This window comes from Cupriavidus sp. SHE (assembly GCF_000812445.1).
Taxonomy (GTDB): domain Bacteria; phylum Pseudomonadota; class Gammaproteobacteria; order Burkholderiales; family Burkholderiaceae; genus Cupriavidus; species Cupriavidus metallidurans.
The window spans coordinates 1-20,297 of the sequence record NZ_JWMB01000073.1 but is presented as its reverse complement, the minus strand read 5'-3'; the positions used below and the strand labels follow the sequence as shown (position 1 = coordinate 20,297).

The 20,297-nt window shown below is 63.8% G+C and carries 18 protein-coding genes and 1 tRNA gene; 10 read left to right on the top strand and 9 right to left on the bottom strand.

Annotated features, from left to right (window positions below; all coding sequences use genetic code 11):
• Window positions 1-17 precede the first annotated feature (17 nt).
• Complete coding sequence (locus tag RN01_RS29530; RefSeq protein ID WP_024570931.1) at window positions 18-521, bottom strand: DciA family protein; 504 nt, start codon at window positions 519-521, stop codon at window positions 18-20.
• 108 nt (window positions 522-629) lie between these two features.
• Between RN01_RS29530 and RN01_RS29525 the strand changes: the two genes are divergently transcribed.
• The 6 genes from RN01_RS29525 (at window position 630) to RN01_RS29500 (ending at window position 9,423) form a co-directional block, all read left to right on the top strand.
• The gene (locus tag RN01_RS29525) at window positions 630-1,562 is read left to right on the top strand and encodes a M23 family metallopeptidase (RefSeq protein ID WP_017514675.1); all 933 of its coding nucleotides are present in this window, start codon (window positions 630-632) and stop codon (window positions 1,560-1,562) included.
• A gap of 247 nt (window positions 1,563-1,809) precedes the next feature.
• On the top strand, window positions 1,810-4,602 hold the full coding sequence (gene secA / locus RN01_RS29520; protein ID WP_017514674.1) for a preprotein translocase subunit SecA: 2,793 nt from the start codon (window positions 1,810-1,812) through the stop codon (window positions 4,600-4,602).
• Between the two features lie 130 nt (window positions 4,603-4,732).
• On the top strand, window positions 4,733-5,959 hold the full coding sequence (gene argJ / locus RN01_RS29515; RefSeq protein WP_024570930.1) for a bifunctional glutamate N-acetyltransferase/amino-acid acetyltransferase ArgJ: 1,227 nt from the start codon (window positions 4,733-4,735) through the stop codon (window positions 5,957-5,959).
• 26 nt (window positions 5,960-5,985) lie between these two features.
• Entirely contained in the window at window positions 5,986-6,897 is a 912-nt protein-coding gene (locus RN01_RS29510) for an ATP-binding protein (protein WP_017514215.1), read from the top strand.
• Window positions 6,894-7,337 (top strand): NUDIX domain-containing protein, encoded by a 444-nt coding sequence (locus RN01_RS29505; RefSeq protein WP_017514216.1) that lies wholly within the window; start codon window positions 6,894-6,896, stop codon window positions 7,335-7,337. Before RN01_RS29510 ends, RN01_RS29505 begins: the two co-directional genes overlap by 4 nt.
• A 55-nt stretch (window positions 7,338-7,392) precedes the next feature.
• Window positions 7,393-9,423 (top strand): OPT family oligopeptide transporter, encoded by a 2,031-nt coding sequence (locus tag RN01_RS29500; RefSeq protein WP_017514217.1) that lies wholly within the window; start codon window positions 7,393-7,395, stop codon window positions 9,421-9,423.
• Between the two features lie 85 nt (window positions 9,424-9,508).
• Here RN01_RS29500 and RN01_RS29495 read toward each other — a convergent pair whose 3' ends face one another.
• From RN01_RS29495 to ispB, 8 genes are all read right to left on the bottom strand, one after another.
• Window positions 9,509-9,700, bottom strand: coding sequence for a DNA gyrase inhibitor YacG (locus RN01_RS29495; protein ID WP_008650330.1), 192 nt, complete (start codon window positions 9,698-9,700; stop codon window positions 9,509-9,511).
• An 8-nt stretch (window positions 9,701-9,708) separates the two neighbouring features.
• Window positions 9,709-10,467, bottom strand: a complete 759-nt coding sequence (gene zapD / locus RN01_RS29490) for a cell division protein ZapD (protein WP_008650332.1) — start codon at window positions 10,465-10,467, stop codon at window positions 9,709-9,711.
• A gap of 222 nt (window positions 10,468-10,689) precedes the next feature.
• Complete coding sequence (coaE, locus tag RN01_RS29485) at window positions 10,690-11,334, bottom strand: dephospho-CoA kinase (RefSeq protein ID WP_017515849.1); 645 nt, start codon at window positions 11,332-11,334, stop codon at window positions 10,690-10,692.
• Window positions 11,335-11,404: 70 nt separating this feature from the next.
• Complete coding sequence (locus RN01_RS29480; protein WP_024570929.1) at window positions 11,405-12,274, bottom strand: A24 family peptidase; 870 nt, start codon at window positions 12,272-12,274, stop codon at window positions 11,405-11,407.
• A gap of 18 nt (window positions 12,275-12,292) precedes the next feature.
• Entirely contained in the window at window positions 12,293-13,558 is a 1,266-nt protein-coding gene (locus tag RN01_RS29475; protein WP_017515802.1) for a type II secretion system F family protein, read from the bottom strand.
• A 29-nt stretch (window positions 13,559-13,587) separates the two neighbouring features.
• Window positions 13,588-15,309, bottom strand: coding sequence for a type IV-A pilus assembly ATPase PilB (gene pilB / locus RN01_RS29470; protein ID WP_024570928.1), 1,722 nt, complete (start codon window positions 15,307-15,309; stop codon window positions 13,588-13,590).
• Between the two features lie 291 nt (window positions 15,310-15,600).
• A tRNA-Pro gene (locus RN01_RS29465) sits at window positions 15,601-15,677 on the bottom strand.
• A 127-nt stretch (window positions 15,678-15,804) separates the two neighbouring features.
• A complete protein-coding gene (gene ispB, locus RN01_RS29460; protein ID WP_017514705.1) occupies window positions 15,805-16,734 on the bottom strand; it encodes an octaprenyl diphosphate synthase in 930 nt (309 codons plus the stop codon).
• 509 nt (window positions 16,735-17,243) lie between these two features.
• Here ispB and rplU point away from each other — a divergent pair.
• From rplU to proB, 4 genes are all read left to right on the top strand, one after another.
• The gene (gene rplU, locus RN01_RS29455) at window positions 17,244-17,555 is read left to right on the top strand and encodes a 50S ribosomal protein L21 (RefSeq protein WP_008647259.1); all 312 of its coding nucleotides are present in this window, start codon (window positions 17,244-17,246) and stop codon (window positions 17,553-17,555) included.
• A 51-nt stretch (window positions 17,556-17,606) separates the two neighbouring features.
• Complete coding sequence (gene rpmA / locus RN01_RS29450; RefSeq protein WP_008647258.1) at window positions 17,607-17,867, top strand: 50S ribosomal protein L27; 261 nt, start codon at window positions 17,607-17,609, stop codon at window positions 17,865-17,867.
• Window positions 17,868-17,992: 125 nt separating this feature from the next.
• Window positions 17,993-19,090: a GTPase ObgE gene (gene obgE, locus RN01_RS29445; RefSeq protein ID WP_008647251.1), complete on the top strand. Its 1,098-nt coding sequence runs from the start codon at window positions 17,993-17,995 to the stop codon at window positions 19,088-19,090.
• Window positions 19,091-19,127: 37 nt separating this feature from the next.
• Window positions 19,128-20,246: a glutamate 5-kinase gene (gene proB / locus RN01_RS29440; protein WP_008647250.1), complete on the top strand. Its 1,119-nt coding sequence runs from the start codon at window positions 19,128-19,130 to the stop codon at window positions 20,244-20,246.
• The last annotated feature ends 51 nt before the right edge of the window (window positions 20,247-20,297 follow it).

The window sequence follows — 20,297 nt, the reverse complement described above, 5'->3', positions numbered from 1 at the left end:
GCGTGGCGAGGATCGAATCAGCGATGCCGGGCCAGCAAGGCCTCCACCGCATCCTTTAGCGGTGACGCCTCCAGGTTGTGCGCCAGCACGTCCATGCTGTGCAATCCGGCGGGCGACAGATTGGCCGTTCGCGGCTTGCGTTCGACCGGACCAGTGTCCCAATCGCCACGCCCGACCTCCGGTTGTACCCGTACACGGATTGCGGTAACCTGCGATCCCCGTTGTTGCAGCCGGGAAAGCAGGGTCGGCACCACTTGCCGGACCCGCGCGGCCGCCGCGCCATGCGCGGCAAGCAACAACAGTGTGCGCTCCGTTTGCGGTCCCCGGTCGTCAGTCTTGACGCCGGCCACGGCGATGCCGGCCCGCATGCCTTGCGGCAGGAGCGACAGGACTTCCGCTTCCAGAGACGCCAGTTGCCGCGCGGTCTGCATCAGCGCCGAAACCGGCCCGGCCTTGGCCAGCCAGTCATTGAGTGGCTTGGCCGCAGGGGTCTGGTGAGCGTGGTGGGTGAACATGCGCATGCGCGCATTCTAGCGCGCAATCCTTGCCCGTCCGAGAGCCGGGATGCCTTTGCCCGCGTGCGCACGGGGCCGAAAGAGCGGCCCTGTCTTCTGGGGTGGGGTTAGGTCATGCAAATCATCGTGCTACATCCGCGCGAGCAGCGGATGCTTCGTTTTCATCTCACGCGCCTGCGCGTCGCGCTGCTTATGCTGGCGCTCTGCTCGCTCGTTGCCGCCGCCGCTTCAGGGGTGACCTGGCTCGTAGCGCGGTCCCAAGCGTCGCCCGAGGTCTCGCGACAAGCGCGCGAGAACGCTTTTCTACGCCAGAACCTGGCGGTGCTTGCCGCGAGCGTAGGCGATCTGCAGGCGCAGATGGTTCGTCTCGATGCTCTTGGTGAGCGGGTTTCGGGTCTGGCTGGAATTGCCCCCCAGGATTTCGACTTTCGCCATCGCCCAGCCCGTGGGGGCCCGGCCGCGCCGGCGCAGTCGACCGAACTGACTCTGCCCGAGCTGCGCGCCGAGCTGGCCCGCCTGAGCGAGCAGGCCGAGCACCGCGTCGACTACTTCGATGTGATCGAGACCGCGTTGATGGACCGTCAGATGAGAGAACGACGCATCCCCCGGGTGCTTCCCGTGGCAACCGGGTACGACGGATCCAGCTTCGGTACGCGGATCGATCCTTTCACCGGTCGCCGCTCCCAGCATGAAGGCGTGGACTTCGTGGCGCCCACCGGTACGCCGATCCTGGCGGCCGCAGGTGGCGTGGTGGTGGCAGCGGAATGGCACAACGAGTACGGCAACATGATTGATATCGATCACGGTAACGGACTCAAGACCCGGTATGCTCACGCGTCGAAGTCGCTGGTTCGGGCTGGCGATATCGTCCGCCCTGGCCAGATGATTGCCCGGGTCGGCAGCACGGGGCGCTCGACCGGCGCACACCTGCACTTCGAGGTCCATGTGAACGGTTTGCCACGTAATCCGAATGGCTTTTTGAACGCGGCCGTACCGGCGCCCTTGGCCGAGGCGCTCTCCCCAACCAACCGGACCGCCATCCGCTGATCGTCGAACCCTGGGCACGCAGCGGAACATTGAAGTCGGTGAGGTTGTCCCAACCTCACCAGCAGCCTGTCCCGGACGGGCGGCCCCGGTTATCGCCCGGGCCTGTTGCGCCCATGCAGATTCTGGCCTGGCAGCGGTCCGGTCAGGACATCGGCACATGATAAACTCGGCGTTTTGCGCCAATCCACCCATTCCTCGCGCGTGGCTGCCCGGTTCGCCGCTGGTCGCTCGCAGGTGAAAGCACTCGATGATCACGGGCCTTCTCAAGAAAGTCTTCGGCAGCCGCAACGAACGGCTGATCAAACAATATCGCCGCACGGTCGAGCAGATCAATGCGCTCGAGCCGAAGTTCGAGAAGCTCTCGGACGACGAGTTGCGTGGCATGACCGAGACATTCCGCCAGCGTCATGCCGGCGGCGAGTCGCTCGAGGCACTGCTGCCTGAGGCTTTCGCTGTCTGCCGCGAAGCCAGCAAGCGGATCATGAAGATGCGTCACTTCGACGTGCAAATGATCGGCGGCATGGTGCTGAACGACAACAAGATTGCCGAAATGCGCACCGGCGAAGGCAAGACGCTGACCGCCACGCTGGCCGTGTATCTCAATGCGCTGACCGGCAAGGGCGTGCACGTGGTGACGGTCAACGACTACCTGGCGCAGCGCGATGCCGAGTGGATGGGGCGCCTGTACAACTTCCTGGGCCTGTCGGTGGGCGTGAACCTGTCGCAGATGCCACACGATCAGAAGCAGATCGCGTACAACGCGGACATCACGTATGGCACCAACAACGAGTTTGGCTTCGACTATCTGCGCGACAACATGGTCTATGACCCGTCGCAGCGCGTGCAGCGTCCGTTGCACTACGCGATCGTCGACGAAGTGGACTCGATCCTGATCGACGAGGCACGCACGCCGTTGATCATCTCGGGCCAGGCCGAGAACCAGACCGATCTCTACCAGCGCATGAACGGCATTCCGAAGCTGCTCGAGCGCCAGATCGGCGAGGAGAAGGCCGACGGTACCGGCGTCGAGAAGCCGGGCGACTACTACGTGGACGAGAAGGGCCATCAGGTCTACCTGACCGAGGCCGGCCACGAGAAGGCCGAGCAGATCCTGTCCCAGCTCGGCCTGATCAGCGAGGGCGAATCGCTCTACGCGCCTCAGAACATTACGCTGATGCACCACCTGTACGCCGCCCTGCGCGCGCAGAGCCTGTTCCATCGCGACCAGCACTATGTGGTGCAGAACGACGAGGTCATCATCGTCGACGAATTCACGGGCCGCCTGATGACGGGCCGCCGCTGGTCCGATGGCCTGCACCAGGCCGTGGAAGCCAAGGAAGGCGTGACCGTCCAGCAGGAAAACCAGACGCTGGCCACCATCACGTTCCAGAACTACTTCCGCATGTACGAGAAGCTGGCCGGCATGACCGGCACGGCCGACACGGAAGCCTACGAGTTCCAGGAGATCTACGGCCTCGAAGTCGTGGTGATCCCGACCAACCGTCAGGCCCAGCGCAAGGATCTGCAGGACCAGATCTACAAGACGTCGAAGGAACGCTACGACGCCGTGGTGCGCGATATCCGCGACTGCTACGACCGAGGCCAGCCGGTGCTGGTGGGCACGACGTCGATCGAGACGTCCGAGTATCTGTCGGACCTGCTGAACAAGGAAAAGCTGCCGCACCAGGTGCTGAACGCCAAGCAGCACGCGCGCGAAGCCGAGATCGTGGCGCAGGCCGGCCGGCCCAAGATGATCACGATCGCCACCAACATGGCCGGTCGCGGTACCGACATCGTGCTGGGCGGCAACGTCGAGAAGCAGGCCGGCTTCATCGAAGCCGATGCCAACCTGGCCGATGCCGAGAAGGCCGAGCGCATCGCCAAGCTGAAGGATGAATGGCAATCGCTGCACGATCAGGTCAAGGCGGCTGGCGGCCTGCATATCGTCGGCACCGAGCGACACGAGTCGCGCCGGATCGACAACCAGCTTCGCGGCCGTGCCGGCCGTCAGGGCGACCCGGGCTCGTCGCGCTTCTATCTGTCGCTTGACGACCAGCTCCTGCGTATCTTCGCCGGCGACCGCGTGCGCGCGATCATGGAACGCCTGAAGATGCCTGAAGGCGAGCCGATCGAAGCCGGTATCGTCACGCGCTCGATCGAATCCGCGCAGCGCAAGGTCGAAGGCCGCAACTTCGACATCCGCAAGCAACTGCTGCAGTACGACGACGTTGCCAACGACCAGCGTAAGGAAATCTACAAGCTCCGCAACGACGTACTCGAATCGCAGGACGTCGGCGACATGGTGGCGAACCTGCGCGAGAGCGTGCTGGTCGAGGTGTTCCGCGAGTACGTGCCCGCCGAGAGCATGGAAGAGCAGTGGGACATCGCTGGCCTGGAACAGCGCCTGCGTGACGACTGGGGTCTGGAGCTGCCGCTGGCGAAGACCATCGAAGGCGCGCAGAGCATCGAGGATGAAGAGCTGCTGGACATGATCCTGAAGGCAGCGCGCGAGCACTACGACGCCAAGGTGGCGCAAGTGGGCCGCGAGTCGTTCGCCGGCTTCGAGCGCTCGGTCATGCTGCAAAGCATCGACACGCACTGGCGCGAGCACTTGGCCGCGCTGGACCACCTGCGCCAGGGCATCCACCTGCGCGGCTATGCGCAGAAGGATCCGAAGCAGGAGTACAAGCGCGAGTCGTTCGAACTGTTCGCGCGCCTGCTGGACGTGATCAAGAGCGAAGTCACGCGCGTGGTGTTCAACGTGCATATCCAGTCGCCCGAGGAACTCGAACAAGCTTCGGAGCAGATCGAGGAAGGCCTGGCGCACCTCGAGAACGTGCAGTACAAGCATGAGGAGTTCGCCGAGGGCGCCGAGCCTGTGGAGCAGGCAGAGCCGGCACGCAGTAACACGGCCGCCGCGGCGCTGGCCGCGATGGGCGGCGAAGCGGCGCTGGCCGGCATGCCCAAGGTTGGCCGCAACGACCCGTGCCCGTGCGGTTCGGGCAAGAAGTTCAAGCAGTGCCACGGCAAGCTGAGCTGAAGCCAGTCCGCCGCGGTCGGTGATCGGCGCGCACGGCGCGCATCACCAAACCATCCAGCACATGCCCGCTTGAACCCTGCGTCAAGCGGGCATGTTCGTCAGGTGCATCAGAGAATTTGAGGAAATCACCATGCCAGTGAACCTGCCCCTGCCCCAGGCAGAAAACTTGAAATCCGTCGCCGGCGTCGAGCTCGGCTGGGCCGAAGCCGGTATCCGCAAGGCCAATCGCAAGGACGTGCTCGTGGTCCGCGTGGCCGAAGGCAGCACGGTGGCAGGCGTGTTCACGCAAAACCGGTTCTGCGCGGCGCCCGTGCAGGTTTGCCGTGAGCATCTCGCCTCGGGCGCTGGCATTCGTGCCATCGTGGTGAACACTGGCAATGCCAACGCCGGCACCGGGGAACCGGGTCTGGCCGCCGCGCGCGCCACGTGCGATGCGCTGGCCAAGGCGCTGGCCATCCAGTCGAACCAGGTGCTGCCGTTCTCGACCGGCGTGATCCTGGAACAGCTTCCGGTCGACCGCCTGACCGCCGCACTGCCGACCGCTATCGCCAACGCACGTGCCGATAACTGGCTGGCCGCTGCGGAATCGATCATGACCACCGACACGCAGCCGAAGGCAGCCTCGCGCACGGTGCAGATCGACGGCAAGACCGTGACGCTTTCCGGCATCAGCAAGGGCGCCGGCATGATCCGCCCCAACATGGCGACGATGCTCGGCTTTATCGCCACCGATGCCGCCGTGGCGCAGCCGGTGCTGCAGAAGCTGGTGTCGCACGCCGCCGATCACTCGTTCAACAGCATCACGATCGATGGCGATACGTCGACCAACGACTCGTTCGTGCTGATCGCCTCGGGCAAGGCCGGCGTGACGATCGATCGCGCCGAGGGTGCCGCGTTCGAGGCGCTGCGTGATGCCGTGACGGCGCTGGCTCAGGAACTCGCGCAGGCGATCGTGCGCGATGGCGAAGGCGCCACCAAGCTGATGACGATCCGTGTGGAAGGGGGCAAAAATGTGGCCGAGTGCCGCCAGATCGCCTACGCCGTGGCCCATTCGCCGCTGGTGAAAACGGCGTTCTATGCCTCGGACCCCAACCTCGGCCGTATCCTCGCCGCTATCGGCTATGCCGGCGTCAACGATCTCGACGTCGATCGCGTGAACCTGTGGCTCGATGACGTGTGGGTCGCGCGTGACGGCGGCCGCAACCCCGAGTATCGCGAGGAAGACGGTCAGCGCGTGATGAAGCAGGCGGAGATCACGGTGCGCATCGCGTTGGGCCGTGGCGACGCCGAAGCGACCGTGTGGACCTGCGACCTGTCGCATGACTACGTGTCGATCAACGCCGACTATCGTTCGTAAGTTCGTAATTCTGGAAGACTCGCCCCATGTCTGACCTCGCTGCCCGCCTCGATGGCTTCCTTGCCCGACTTGAACAATGGCTGCCGCCGGAACTGACCGACGCGGACTGGAAGGAGGCGGTAGCGTTCCGCTGGCGCAAGCGCCAGAGCCTGTTCGGCAACATCGGCTATCTGCAGGCGATCCGGCAATTGCCGCCGATCCATCTGGGCGATCTGAAGAACATCGATCGCCAGAAAGACGCGATCGTCGCCAATACCCGCCAGTTCGTGAACCGGCTGCCGGCCAACAACGTGCTGCTGACCGGCGCGCGTGGCACCGGCAAGTCGTCGCTGATCAAGGCTTGCCTGAATGCGTTCGTGAACGACGGGCTGCGCCTGGTGGAAGTAGACAAGGATGATCTGGGCGATCTCGGAGACATCGTCGAGCAGCTTGCGCAGCGCCCCGAGCGCTTCGCGATTTTCTGCGACGACTTGTCGTTCGAGGACGGCGAATCCGGCTACAAGTCGCTCAAGTCGGCGTTGGACGGCTCGGTGGCCGCGCAGTCAGACAACGTGCTGATCTATGCGACGTCGAACCGCCGGCATCTGCTGCCCGAGTACATGAAGGACAACGAGACGTACCAGCACACCTCCGATGGCGAAATCCATCCGGGAGAAGTGGTGGAGGAGAAGATCTCGCTGTCCGAGCGCTTTGGCTTGTGGCTGTCGTTCTACCCGCCGAAGCAGGACGAGTACCTGGCCATCGTTGGTCACTGGCTCGGACACTTCGGCTGCACGCCCGCAGACATCGAGGCTGCGCGCGGCGATGCGCTGGTTTGGGCTCTCGAGCGCGGTTCGCGCTCCGGGCGCGTGGCGTGGCAGTTCGCGCGCGACTGGGGCGGCAAGCATGGCAAGCCGTTCGTGGCCGACCCCTCGACTGATTCAGGCAGCAAGGCATGAGCGGTCAGGCGGACACGGCGAAGACCGCCGACGGGCAGACGCGCAAGGTCACGGAAGTGGCAGTCGGCGTGATGATCCAGGCGGACGGCAAGTTTCTGCTGGCGCAGCGTCCTGCGGGCAAGCCGTACGAGGGCTACTGGGAGTTTCCGGGCGGCAAGCTCGAGCCCGGCGAATCAGTTGAGGCGGCACTGGCGCGCGAGCTGCACGAAGAACTCGGCCTCGACATCGTGAGAAGCGAACACTGGCACACGCTGGAGCATGATTACCCTCATGCCTATGTGCGCCTGTATTTCCGCAAGATCACGGAATGGCGTGGCGATCCGGTCGGGCGGGAGGGCCAGGCATTTTCCTGGCAGACAGTGCCCGTGTCGGTGGGGCCGCTCCTGCCGGCGACGATCCCAGTCGTCGACTGGCTGGCGGAAGAATCCCGCGCAAGCTGAAATCGATGCCCGGCTCTTGCCGGGCAATTTTTTTCAACCACTCACAGGAGGCTCAATGCAACGTGTCGATCGTATCGATGACGCTGTCTCTCTGCCCGAACTGACGCTGCGGGGCATCATCCTCGGCGCCCTGATCACGGTGGTGTTCACCGCCTCCAATATCTACCTCGGCCTCAAGGTCGGCCTGACATTCTCCTCGGCGATTCCTGCTGCCGTGATCTCGATGGCCGTGCTTCGGCTGTTTCCGGGCGCGAACATCCTCGAGAACAACATGGTGCAGACGCAGGCGTCCGCTGCTGGCACGCTGTCGTCGATCATCTTCATCCTGCCGGGCCTGGTCATGCTGGGGCACTGGCAGGGATTCCCGTTCTGGCAGACGCTGGCGATCTGCGCGGCGGGTGGCATGCTCGGTGTGATCTTTAGCATCCCGCTGCGCCACGCGATGGTGGTGCACAGCGATCTGCCGTATCCGGAAGGGGTGGCCGCCGCCGAGATCCTGCGAGTGGGGAGCGCGAGCCAGGATAAGGGCAATGGAAAACAGGAGACCGGGCTTGGTGACCTCGTTGCAGGTGGCGTTGCTGCGGGCCTGTTCAGCATTGCCGCAGGTGGTTTCCGGGTTCTGGCCGAAGGGGCCAATGCCTGGCTGGCCGTCGGCGCATCTGTGGTGCGCCTCTCGATGGGTTTCTCGCTCGCGCTGGTGGGCGCCGGCTATCTGGTCGGTATCGTCGGCGGGCTGGCCATGTTGCTGGGCCTGTTCCTGACCTGGGGCATCGCGGTGCCGTGGCTGACCGCCATCACACCGATGCCGGCGGGGGCCACGCTGTCCAGCTTCGGTACCGCAGTGTGGAGCACGCAAGCGCGCTTCATCGGCGCGGGCACGATCGGTATCGCGGCGATCTGGACGCTCGGCACGCTGTTCAAGCCGATGGTGGAAGGCGTGCGTGCATCGATGGGTGCCCTCCGTGCCGGCGCTCCGGGAGAGGGTGGCGCGGTGCCGCGCACGCAACGCGACTTGCCGATGGCCTGGATCGGCGTCCTCACGCTGGTCCTGCTGGTGGTGCTGGCAGTGACGTTTGGATACTTCCTTGCCCCGGCGCCGCTCGATACCGGCGCCACCTGGCGTCTGGTTGGCTGTGCCGTGCTGTTCGCCTTCGTGTTCGGCTTCCTGGTGGCTGCCGCATGTGGCTATATGGCTGGTCTGGTGGGGTCGTCAGCCAGCCCGATCTCGGGCATCGGCATCATCGCTGTGATCCTGGTGTCGCTGCTGATTCTTGGCATCGGCACGCTGGACGGCCTGCTCGACACGCCCGAGGGCGGCAAATACGCGATTGCGCTGGCGATCTTCACGACCTCGGCTGTCGTGGCGGTGGCCTCGATCTCGAATGACAACCTGCAGGATCTCAAGACTGGCTGGCTGGTTGGCGCCACGCCGTGGCGCCAACAGGTGGCGCTGCTGATCGGCTGCGCCGTGGGTGCCGCCGTGATTCCGCCGGTGCTCGAACTGCTCTATCACGCGTACGGCTTTGCCGGCGCCTTGCCCCGGGCCGACATGGACCCGAATCAGGCGCTGGCCGCTCCGCAGGCCACGTTGATGACCGCGATCGCTACGGGCATTTTCACGCACAAGCTCAACTGGACAATGATCCTGATTGGCGTGGCGCTGGGTGTTGTGCTGATCGCGATTGACGAAGTGCTGCGCCATCGCGGTGGCGTGGCGCGGCTGCCCGTACTGGCAGTCGGTATCGGCATCTACCTGCCGCCGACGATCAGTTCGGCGCTGGTGGTGGGCGCGGTGTTGTCGTGGTGGTTGCTGCGCACGGAGCGCAAGCGCGCCGAGGCGCGTGGCGACGATGTGCCCACGGTGCTGGCCCATGCCGAGCGGCGCGGGACGCTGCTTGCTTCGGGCCTGATCGTGGGTGAAAGCCTGGTCGGCGTTGCGCTGGCCGCGGTGATCGGCCTCTCGGGCAAGGAGGCGCCGCTGGCACTGGTGGGCGAGGGGTTTGGCACTACGGCGCAGTGGCTGGGACTGGCCGTGTTCGTGCTGGTCTGCGTGGGATTCAGCCGTCGGGTGCTGGCTGCACGTTAGCCCGGCCGGCCGTAGCACTCGGCAATATCGCGGCTATCGCAGGTTCCCCTCTTTCGCCTGGCGCGAGAGGGGCGCAGCGATCCGATCAGTCTTCGGCGTCTTCCGGCAGGTCCGGCGACGGCGTCTCGCCCGGCTTGCCACCGATCACATACTTCTCGGACGCCCAGGCGCCCAGGTCGATCTGCTTGCAGCGTTCCGAGCAGAACGGACGGAACTTGTTATCCGGCACCCAGGCAACTTCCTTGCCGCAGGTGGGGCATTTGACGACGGCTGGCATCGGAGACTTCAGAAGTTACAGAGCTTAAGCAGGAAGGGGATATCGGCATCCACCGATCGGGGCCGCATGTCGCCATCCTGCTGCGTGAACCGTACCCAGAGCATGTACTTGTTGGCGCTCATCTCGGGGATGAAGGCCAGCAGCGATTCGTCCAGGTACACCTGCATGAGCTGGTAGCTGCGGCCAGACAGCATCTGCTGATAGCTGCCACCGGTCGCAATGACCTTGCCGCTCTGGCCGGACTCGCGCAGCAGGCGCAGCACGATGCCGGCGCCCATGCGCAGCGAGGCTAGTGGGCGTGCCCATTTGAGGATGTCGGCGCGGCGATCATCGGCGTCGCGATGCTGCCAGGCGTAGTACGCTGGCAGATCGAACTCGCAGGTGCCACCGGGGATGATCGCGCGGCTGCGGATGCTGGTCAGCCATTCATTGTCGGCCAGCAACTGGCCGGCCTTACCGACGGTCTGGCTGAGCGCTGCAATGCCTTGCTCGATTTCGGTAATCACCGCGACCAGCGCATCCTGATCAATCTGCGGATTGGAGCGCAGCGGCGCCAGGGCCTGGCGCTGGCGCTCGAGTTCCTTGATCAGGTCGGTCTTGAGGTCGGCACGTCCCGCTACGTCGATGATCTCGAAAATCGTGGTGATGGCGACGTGATGCTGAAGCGGATGTTCCTGCCCGAGGAAATAATCCAGCCGATCGAACAGGTCCTCCAGGCGCAGGAGTGTCCTGATGCGTTCGTTGAAAGGATATTCGTACAGGATCAAGTCGGTGTCCGTGCTGCGCGCCGGTTGGCGGTCGTTTCAGTCGGGAAGGCGCTCTGGCGCTGTCCGTGCCGCTTTCGCCCATGCAAAGACAACTCGCGCCTGGGTGGAGTTCCTGGCCGGAACTCGTCACACCGCGCATATTTGCCGGCATGTTTCAGCGCATTCTATGCGAGTCAGGGCCCGAGGACAAATCGAATCTGCCTCTATCGGGCATGGGGGATGTCACGGATGCGCCGCGTTTTCGGATGTGTTTCCAGATGTATCCGAAAGCGAGCGATATAGCGCATCGAGCTTCGTGACTTGCGCGTCCAGCGCTTCGGGTGGCCCGTCGTTGTCGATCAGGTCGTCGGCCACGGCCATGCGTTCGGCGCGTGTGGCCTGCCGTCGCATGATCGCCAGTACCTGATCGCGCGTGAATCCATTGCGGGCCATCACGCGGGCGATCTGGGTTTCCTCCTGGCAATCGACCACGAGCACGCGGCCGACTCGCGCGCGCCAGGTACTCGATTCGACGAGCAGCGGTACCACGTAGATCAGGTACGGGTTGTGGCCCGCTTCGCGGATGGCGGTGGCCCGCGCTTCGGTGGCCTGGCGAATCAGCGGATGGGTGATGCCCTCGAGCCGGGTCTTGGCCGATGGGTCGGAGAAGACAAGTGCCCGCATCGCGTCGCGATCCATCGCACCATCCTGGCGCAGGCATCCGGGGCCGAATGCCGCGACGAGCGGTGCGATGGCGGGGCCGCCCGGCGCGGTGATCTCGTGGGCGATGAGGTCGGTATCGATCAACGCGGCGCCGAGCGCGGCGAACATGTCCGCAACGCGGGTCTTGCCGGAGCCGATACCGCCGGTCAGTCCGATTTCCAGCATGGAACAGGGTGTCAGTCAGTCGTGAATGTCGCCAACGATACCAGCTTTGCTTGCAGCCGCCGATTGTCGGCTAGTGTCCGGCCACCAACGTCAGCGGTAATACGTCCGCGCCAAAGAACAGCACGATCAGCCCGGCACCGACGATGTACGGGCCAAACGGGAAGGCCGTGTCACTACTCTTGCGGCGGAAGACCAGCATCGCGCCGCCAAGTACGGCGCCGACAACCGACGACATCAGGATCAGCGCGGGCAGTGCCTGCCAGCCGAACCATGCGCCAAGCGCCGCCATCAACTTGAAATCGCCGTGGCCCATGCCCTCGCGGCCCCGCACGAGCTTGTAGAGCCAATAGACGCTCCACAGCAGCAGGTAGCCCGCCGCAGCGCCGATGACGGCATCCGCCAGCGGCGCGAACAGGCCCTGCAGGTTCAGCAGCAGGCCCAGCCACAGCAGCGGCAGTGTGATCTGGTCTGGCAGAAGCTGGGTGTCGGCATCGATCATGAACAACGCGACCAGCGACCAGATCATCACGATCGCGGCCAGCGCCTGCGCCGTCGGACCGAAGTGCCACATCGCCAGGGCGCTGAGCGCCGCCGTGACCAGCTCGACGAGCGGATAGCGGATGCCGATCGGCGTCTTGCAGGCCTTGCAGCGGCCACGCAGGAACAGGTAGCTGATGACCGGAATATTCTCCCAGGGGGCGATCTGGTGGCCGCACTTCGGGCACGCGGATCGCGGCACCATCAGGTTATAACGCTCGGGGTGCGGCAGCGGTTCGTCGCGGATTTCCGCGATGTAGTTGGCCTCGTCGTACTCCATCATCTTCGGCAGACGATGGATCACCACGTTGAGGAAACTGCCGACCATCAGGCCAACCACCCCTGCCGCGACAATAAGGAAAGCTGGCGGCAACGCCGCCAGCGATGACAGGACAGCTTGCATGCGTTACATCACCCGGCGTTACACCACTTGGCCCAGCTTGAAGATCGGCAGATACATGGCGACGACCATGCCGCCGATCAGCACCCCAAGCACCACGATGATCAGCGGCTCGATCAGGCTCGAGATAGCGGCCACGGCGTCGTCGACCTCGCGCTCGTAGAATTCGGCAACCTTGAGCAACATGCTGTCCAGTGCGCCCGATTCCTCACCGATCTGGGTCATCTGCAGCACCATGTTGTCGAACACGTGGGTGGCCTGCATGGCGTTGGTCAGGCTGGTACCGATACGCACAGACTGCTCGATTTCACGCGTGGCGTCGTAGTAGATCCAGTTGCCGGCGGCGCCTGCCACCGATTCCATCGACTCCACCAGCGGCGTGCCTGCCGCAAACATCGTGGCCAGCGTGCGCGTCCAGCGCGCGACCACCGCTTTGCGGAACAGGCTGCCGAAGATCGGTAGCTTGAGCAGAACCTTGTCGTGCCAGCGCTGCACCTTCTCGGACTTCTTGCGGGCGCGGAAATAGCCAATGATCGAGAAGACCGGCGCGCCGATGACGAGATACCAGTACTGCACGAAAAAGTCGGAGATGTTGATCACGACCATCGTGGGTGCGGGCAGCGAGGCGCCAAAGCTCGAGAACACGCCCTTGAAGGCCGGGATCACGAACAGCATCAGGATCACCGTCACGGCAAAGGCCACGCTCAGCACGGCGATTGGGTAGATCATTGCGGACTTGATCTGGCCCTTCAACGCGATGCTCTTCTCCATATAGAGAGACAGCCGTTCGAGCAGCGCATCGAGAATACCGCCTTGTTCGCCAGCGTCAATCAGGTTGCAGTAGAGCGTATCGAAGTACTGCGGATGTCGGCGGAACGCCGTGGCCATGCTGCTACCCGATTCGATGTCCGAGCGGATGACAGTGAGCAGCTGGGTGAAGTTCGGGTTGGCGTGACCGCGCGCGATGATGTCGATCGACTGCAGCAGCGGCACACCCGCCTTGAGCATGGTCGAGAGCTGGCGCGTGAAGTAGGCGATGTCCTTCTCGGTAATCTTCTTGCCGCGCGCGCCTTTGCGCTTCTTCATCTTGACGACGGTCAGCCCCTGCTTGCGCAGCGAGGCGGTGACCTCGGACTGGCTCTCGGCGCGTTGTTCGCCCTTGAACGACTTGCCTTTTCGGTCCTTGGCTTCCCACTCGAAGATGTACTGCGTGGGTGCCTTCCGCCCTGATTTCGCCCGAGACGGCGCTGCCGTCCGGGCGCCCGCCGCTGGTGCGCGCGTCGCCATGATTTGACCCCTGAGACTTGTTCTTTGTTTTACGTGTTCGTGGTCGCCAGCACTTCTTCGAGTGACGTGACGCCCTGTTTGACCTTGAGCAGGCCAGCCTCCCGCAACGATAGCACGCCTTCCTTGCGCGCCTGTTCAGCAATCTGCAATGCCGTGCCGTGCGACAGGATGATCTGTTGAATGGTTTCGGTAATCGGCATGACCTGGTAGATACCGCATCGCCCCTTGTAGCCGCTACCGCTGCATCGGTCGCAGCCCACCGGGTGATAGGGCTTCCATGTTCCGTCGAGGTCTGATTCCTGGAAGCCAGCGTCGATCAGCACCTGCGGCGCCAGGTCGCCCTCGCGCTTGCAAGTGCAAAGCCGGCGCGCCAGGCGCTGCGCGGTGATCAGCAGGACCGACGAGGCGATGTTGAACGGTGCCACGCCCATATTCATCAGGCGTGTCAGCGTGGTCGGCGCGTCGTTCGTGTGCAGCGTGGACAGCACCAGGTGACCGGTCTGCGCGGCCTTGATGGAGATGTCGGCCGTCTCGAGGTCACGAATTTCGCCGACCATGATCACGTCGGGATCCTGGCGCAGGAACGATTTCAGCGCGGCGGCGAAGGTCAGGCCGGCCTTGTCGTTCACGTTGACCTGGTTGATGCCGGGCAACTGGATTTCGGCCGGGTCCTCGGCCGTGGAGATATTAATGTCGCCCTGGTTCAGCATGTTCAGGAACGTATAGAGCGACACAGTCTTGCCGCTGCCGGTCGGGCCAGTCACCAGCACCATCCCGTATGGCCGCTTGATCACTTCCTGCAGCAGTGCCTTCTGCTGCGGCTCATAGCCGAGTTGGTCGATGTCGAGCTTGTCGCTCGACGAATCGAGAATCCGCATCACGATCTTTTCGCCGAACAACGTGGGCAGCGTGGAGACGCGGAAGTCGATCGCCTTGTCGACGGTCTCCTTGCCGTCCTTGTCTTTCGGCATCGAGATCAGCAGCTTCATCCGGCCGTCCTGCGGCACGCGCTTTTCCGAGATGTCCAGGCGCGATAGCACCTTGATACGCGTGGCGATCTTGTCGCGGATATCGAGCGGTGGCCGCGCGACTTCCTGCAGCACGCCGTCCACGCGGAAGCGAATGCGGTAGAAGAACTCGAATGGTTCGAAGTGAAGGTCCGACGCGCCGCGATGGAAGGCTTCCGTCAGCAGCTTCTGCAGGAAGCGGACCACTGGCGCGTCGTCGATGTCGTTGGCGCCGGGGACCTTGCGCGCGCTTGCGGCGGCCACCGGGTCATAGTCGATCATCTTCTGAGCCGTGGGCGTCGGCAGGGCGTTCTTGAGCGTGCCAAGTGCCTCGCCGGCAGATCGGACATGCTTCATCAGCTTGTCGTGTTCGACGACGACCGTTTCCACGGGTAGGCTGAACTTCTGGCGGATCACGTCGACGCCGGCCTGGTTGGCCGGATCGGACATCGCCACGATCAGGCGGTTTTCCCGACGGCCCAGCGGCAGGAGCCGGTGCGCATGGAACTCGCGGTTGCCCGAGAGTGCCGACGGCACGCGGCTGAGGTTGTATTCGGAGAGGTCGAGCAGCGGGAGCTGGTACTTGTCGGCGGCGAACACGGCGACGTCATGGGCGGACATGGTGCCGCTGCCAATGATCTCGTCGATCAGCTGCGTCTTCTTTTCCCGGGCCGATTGCTCCAACTGGGCAAGCAGAGCCGGCGCGATCCGCCGGCTCTGGGCAAGCGCGAGGCCTAGTGTCATGGCGAAATACTGTGCAAGGTGCGCGCGTTCGGGCTGGTGAACGGCGGCGCGGTTGACTGCGGCGGGATCGGCGGGGGCATGTGTCCCGGACCGGGGCAGTTTGCCGCTGGGGTCACTTTTTGTAAAGCTCGGTTGCGCGCGCGTTGGCGTTTGTACGACAGCGGCGCAACCCTACTTGCGCGGGGCGGGGGAATCGACGCGAAAAAGGGCGCCGTGGAGAGTGCTGTGGCCGGGGTAGTCCACAAAGCAAAAAGCCGGATCCACGTGTGTGGATCCGGCTTTTTTGAAATCTGGTCGGGGTGAGAGGATTCGAACCTCCGGCCTCTACGTCCCGAACGTAGCGCTCTACCAGGCTAAGCTACACCCCGATTTCTGGTTTGCCGCAGCAACTTGCGTTGTCAGCAGCAAAGAACAAAAGTTTAGCAGCGTTTCTTTCGGATGGGAAGAGGGGGCGAGAAGATTTGCGCCGCCCTCAGCTTTGCCTTTGCGCCACTCTTAGCTTTGCCGTTGCAGCGAGAACGCGCACAGGTCGATCAGCGTCTGCTTGAGCGGCGAGTCCGGGAACAGCATGGCGGCCTTCTCCGCGGCCTCCGCTTCACGCTGGGCGGCTGCGAACGTCACATCGAGCGCGCCGCTGGCGTGGATCGCCGAGAACACGGCATCGAAATGCTCGGTGCCGCCTTGCACGATGGCGTCGCGCGCCAGTTCGCGCTGCTGGGCCGTGCCATGTTCGAGCAGGTGCAGCAGCGGCAGTGTCGGCTTGCCTTCGCGCAGGTCGTCGCCCGCGTTCTTGCCCATCTGCTCGGCGCTGGCCGTGTAGTCGAGCATATCGTCGATCAGCTGGAACGCGGTGCCGATCCGGCGGCCGTACTCCGCTGCGGCTTCTTCCATTTCCGCGTCCGCGCCGGCGAGCACCGCGCCCAGTTGGGCCGATGCCTCGAACAGCTTGGCGGTCTTGTAGCGGATGACCTGCAGGTAGCGCTCCACCGTGACTTCGGGGTCGTGCATATTCAGCAGTTGCAGCACTTCGCCTTCCGCGATCACGTTGGTGGCGTTGGAGAGGATCTCCATGATGCGCATGCTGCCGGCTTCCACCATCATCTGGAAGGCGCGCGAATAGAGGAAGTCGCCCACCAGGACGCTGGCGGCGTTGCCGAACACCGCATTGGCGGTATCGCGGCCCCGGCGCAGTTCCGATTCGTCGACCACGTCGTCATGCAGGAGCGTGGCGGTGTGGATGAACTCGACCACCGCCGCCAGTTCGTGGTGGCGATGGCCTTCGTAGTCGAATGCACGTGCGGAAAGCAGCAGGATGACGGGGCGCAGACGTTTGCCGCCCGCTCCGATGATGTACTCGCCGATCTGTTCGATCAGCGGCACCTCCGACGACAGGCGCCGGCGGATGACTGCGTCAACGGCGCGCATGTCGGCAGCGACCGGGGCAAGCAGGGCAGTAGCGGAAGACTGGGACAAGATGAATCACCGTTGCGCAAAACCCGAGGATTATATGCGATGCGGGTGTGCGTTTGGCTGTTGTGGGTAGCAAGCTGGAAGGGATTGTCAGGACGGGATGTTGCCGTGGCGCAATTTTCTGCCTGGCCTCGCTTCTATAATCCGGCCATGAACAAGTCACGCGAATCTCGTCGTCCCGTCCGTCGCGCCGCCTGGTGGGTGGCTTTTGCGGCATTGGCCGGGTACCTGCTGGCCGACCTGACCTGATCGTCCGGGCGCTGGAAGTGCCGCGATCGTCTCAGGCGGTGTGCTGGCAGGCTATCTCATTGTTTTCTTTGCAGTTTTCCGGCGGCTGGTTTATAATCACCGGTTCTTTCGGTCGCGTTTGTCACGCGCACCGTCTGCGGCGCACGAAACGGCGCCGGTTCCGGGGCTCCCGGGGCAGCATTCAACGTTTCAACTCAACATCGAGAGGTTCGACAATGTACGCGGTCGTAAAAACCGGCGGCAAGCAATACAAGGTTGCTGCTGGCGAAAAACTGAAAGTAGAACAGATACCGGCTGACATTGGCGCAGAAATCACGCTGGACCAGGTGCTCGCAGTGGGCGCTGGCGACCAAATCAAATTTGGTACGCCGCTGGTGAGCGGGGCTTCCGTCAAGGCTACCGTTATCGCCCAGGGTCGTCACGACAAGGTGAAGATCTTCAAGATGCGCCGTCGCAAGCACTACCAGAAGCGTCAGGGCCATCGTCAGAATTACACCGAACTGCGCATCGAAGCCATCGTTGCCTGAGCATCAGCTCGGACACAGGCTTAATCGCAATAGGTCAACAGGAGTAAAGACATGGCACAGAAAAAAGGCGGCGGTTCTACGCGGAACGGCCGTGATTCGGAATCGAAGCGTCTGGGCGTGAAGGTGTTCGGTGGCCAGGCCATCAACGCCGGCGGCATCATCGTTCGTCAACGCGGCACGCGCGTGCACGCTGGCGAGAACGTGGGTATCGGCAAGGACCACACCCTGTTCGCGCTGGTGGACGGCCACGTGCAGTTCGCCGTCAAGGGCGCTGCCAAGAAGCAGCAAGTCAGCGTCGTTCCGGCGGCCTGATACAGCCTTTGCAGCACGAAGGCCCCGCAGTGACTGCGGGGCTTTTTTGTTTTCTGCCAAGATAAAATGTCGCTGACCCGTCGAGGGCCGGCGGCGACAAGCCCGAACCACCACGGAAAACCAACATGAAGTTCATTGACGAAGCCCGTATCGAAGCGATCGCCGGCAATGGCGGCAACGGAAGCGCTTCGTTTCGGCGCGAGAAATTTGTGCCCTTCGGTGGCCCCGATGGCGGTGACGGCGGCCGTGGTGGCAGCGTGTTCGCACAGGCCGACCGCAACATCAATACGCTGATCGACTTTCGCTACGCCAAGAAGCACGTGGCGCGGAACGGCGAAAACGGCCGGGGCTCGGATTGCTACGGCGCGGCGGGCGAAGATGTCACGTTGCGGATGCCGGTGGGCACGCTGATCTCCGACATGGACACCGGCGAAGTCATTGCCGACCTGACCGAGCACGGCCAGCTGGTCTGCCTGGCCGAAGGCGGCATGGGCGGCTGGGGTAACCTCCACTTCAAGTCGAGTACCAACCGCGCGCCGCGCCAGCAGGTCGACGGCAAGCCGGGCGAGCGCCGCATGCTCAAGCTCGAACTGAAGGTGCTGGCGGACGTCGGTCTGCTCGGCATGCCCAACGCGGGCAAGTCGACGTTTATCTCGCACGTGTCGAATGCACGTCCGAAGGTGGCCGACTATCCGTTTACGACGCTCCATCCGAACCTCGGTGTGGTCCGCGTGGACCATGAGCAGTCGTTCGTCGTGGCGGACATTCCGGGCTTGATCGAAGGCGCCGCCGAAGGCGCCGGTCTCGGACATCAGTTCCTGCGTCACCTGCAACGTACCGGGCTGCTGCTGCATATCGTCGACATCGCACCGTTCGACGAGAATGTCGATCCTGTTGCCGAGGCCAAGGCCATCGTCAACGAACTGAAGAAGTACGACGAGACGCTGTACGACAAGCCGCGCTGGCTGGTGCTGAACAAGCTCGACGTGGTTCCGGAAGAGGAACGTGCCGCGCGCGTGAAGGATTTCGTCAAGCGCTACAAGTGGAAGGGGCCGGTGTTCCATATCTCGGCCCTGACCGGCGAGGGCTGCCGCGAGCTGGTCTACGCGATCAAGGACCATCTCGCCGCGCTCAAGGCAGAGGAAGCCGCCGCGCTGGCCGAGCCCGATATCCGCCTCGACGACCGCCTGCATAACGTCGATCGAGACGACAGCAAAGCGTAACGCACTACAACAAGGCTCCACGGAGACAGGACCCGCCATGCAATCGGTCATCGCCCAGGCAAAACGCATCGTCGTCAAAGTAGGTTCGAGTCTGGTTACCAACGACGGCAAGGGGCTCGACCACGATGCCATCGCGCGCTGGGCAGCACAGATCGCCAAGTTGCGTGGCACGGGCAAGGAAGTCGTGCTGGTCAGCTCAGGCGCGATTGCCGAAGGGATGCAGCGACTGGGCTGGGCGCGCCGGCCGAAGGAAATCCACGAACTGCAGGCCGCTGCCGCAGTGGGCCAGATGGGCTTGGCGCAGGTCTACGAAAGCCAGTTCGGCCGATATGGCATCCGCACCGCGCAGGTGCTGCTGACGCACGCTGACCTGGCCGATCGCGAGCGCTATCTGAATGCCCGCTCCACGCTGCTGACGCTGCTGTCGCTCGGCGTGGTGCCGATCATCAACGAGAACGACACGGTCGTCACCGACGAAATCAAGTTTGGCGACAACGATACGCTCGGCGCGCTGGTGACGAATTTGATCGAAGGCGACGCATTGGTGATCCTGACCGACCAGCGAGGGCTCTACACCGCTGATCCGCGCAAGGACCCGAATGCCGAGTTCGTCCATGAAGCGCTGGCTGGCACGCCCGAACTCGAGGCCATGGCCGGTGGCGCGGGCTCGTCCATTGGCCGAGGCGGCATGCTGACCAAGATCCTGGCGGCCAAGCGGGCGGCGAAGTCTGGTGCTCATACGACGATCGCCTCGGGTCGCGAGGCCGATGTGCTGGGCAGGCTGGCTGCCGGCGAGGCCATCGGCACGCAACTGCTGGCGCCGACCGGTCGTCTGACGGCGCGCAAGCAGTGGATGGCGGATCACCTGCAATTGCGCGGCCGCGTGATCATCGACGCGGGCGCGGTAGAGAAACTCACCAGCGGTGGCAAGTCGCTGCTGCCGATTGGCGTGGTGGAAGTGCAGGGCGAGTTCGCCCGTGGTGAGGTTATTGCGTGCGCCAGCCCGGAGGGGAAGGAAGTGGCGCGCGGCATCACCAACTATTCGAGCGCCGAAGCCCGCCTGATCGCACGCAAGCCGTCATCGGAGATCGAGTCGGTGCTGGGCCATCTGAACGAGCCCGAGTTGATCCATCGCGATAACCTCGTGCTGGTCTGAGCGCGAGACTGTTACCCACGAACCCATGAAAAACGGCGGGGCCCCCCAAAG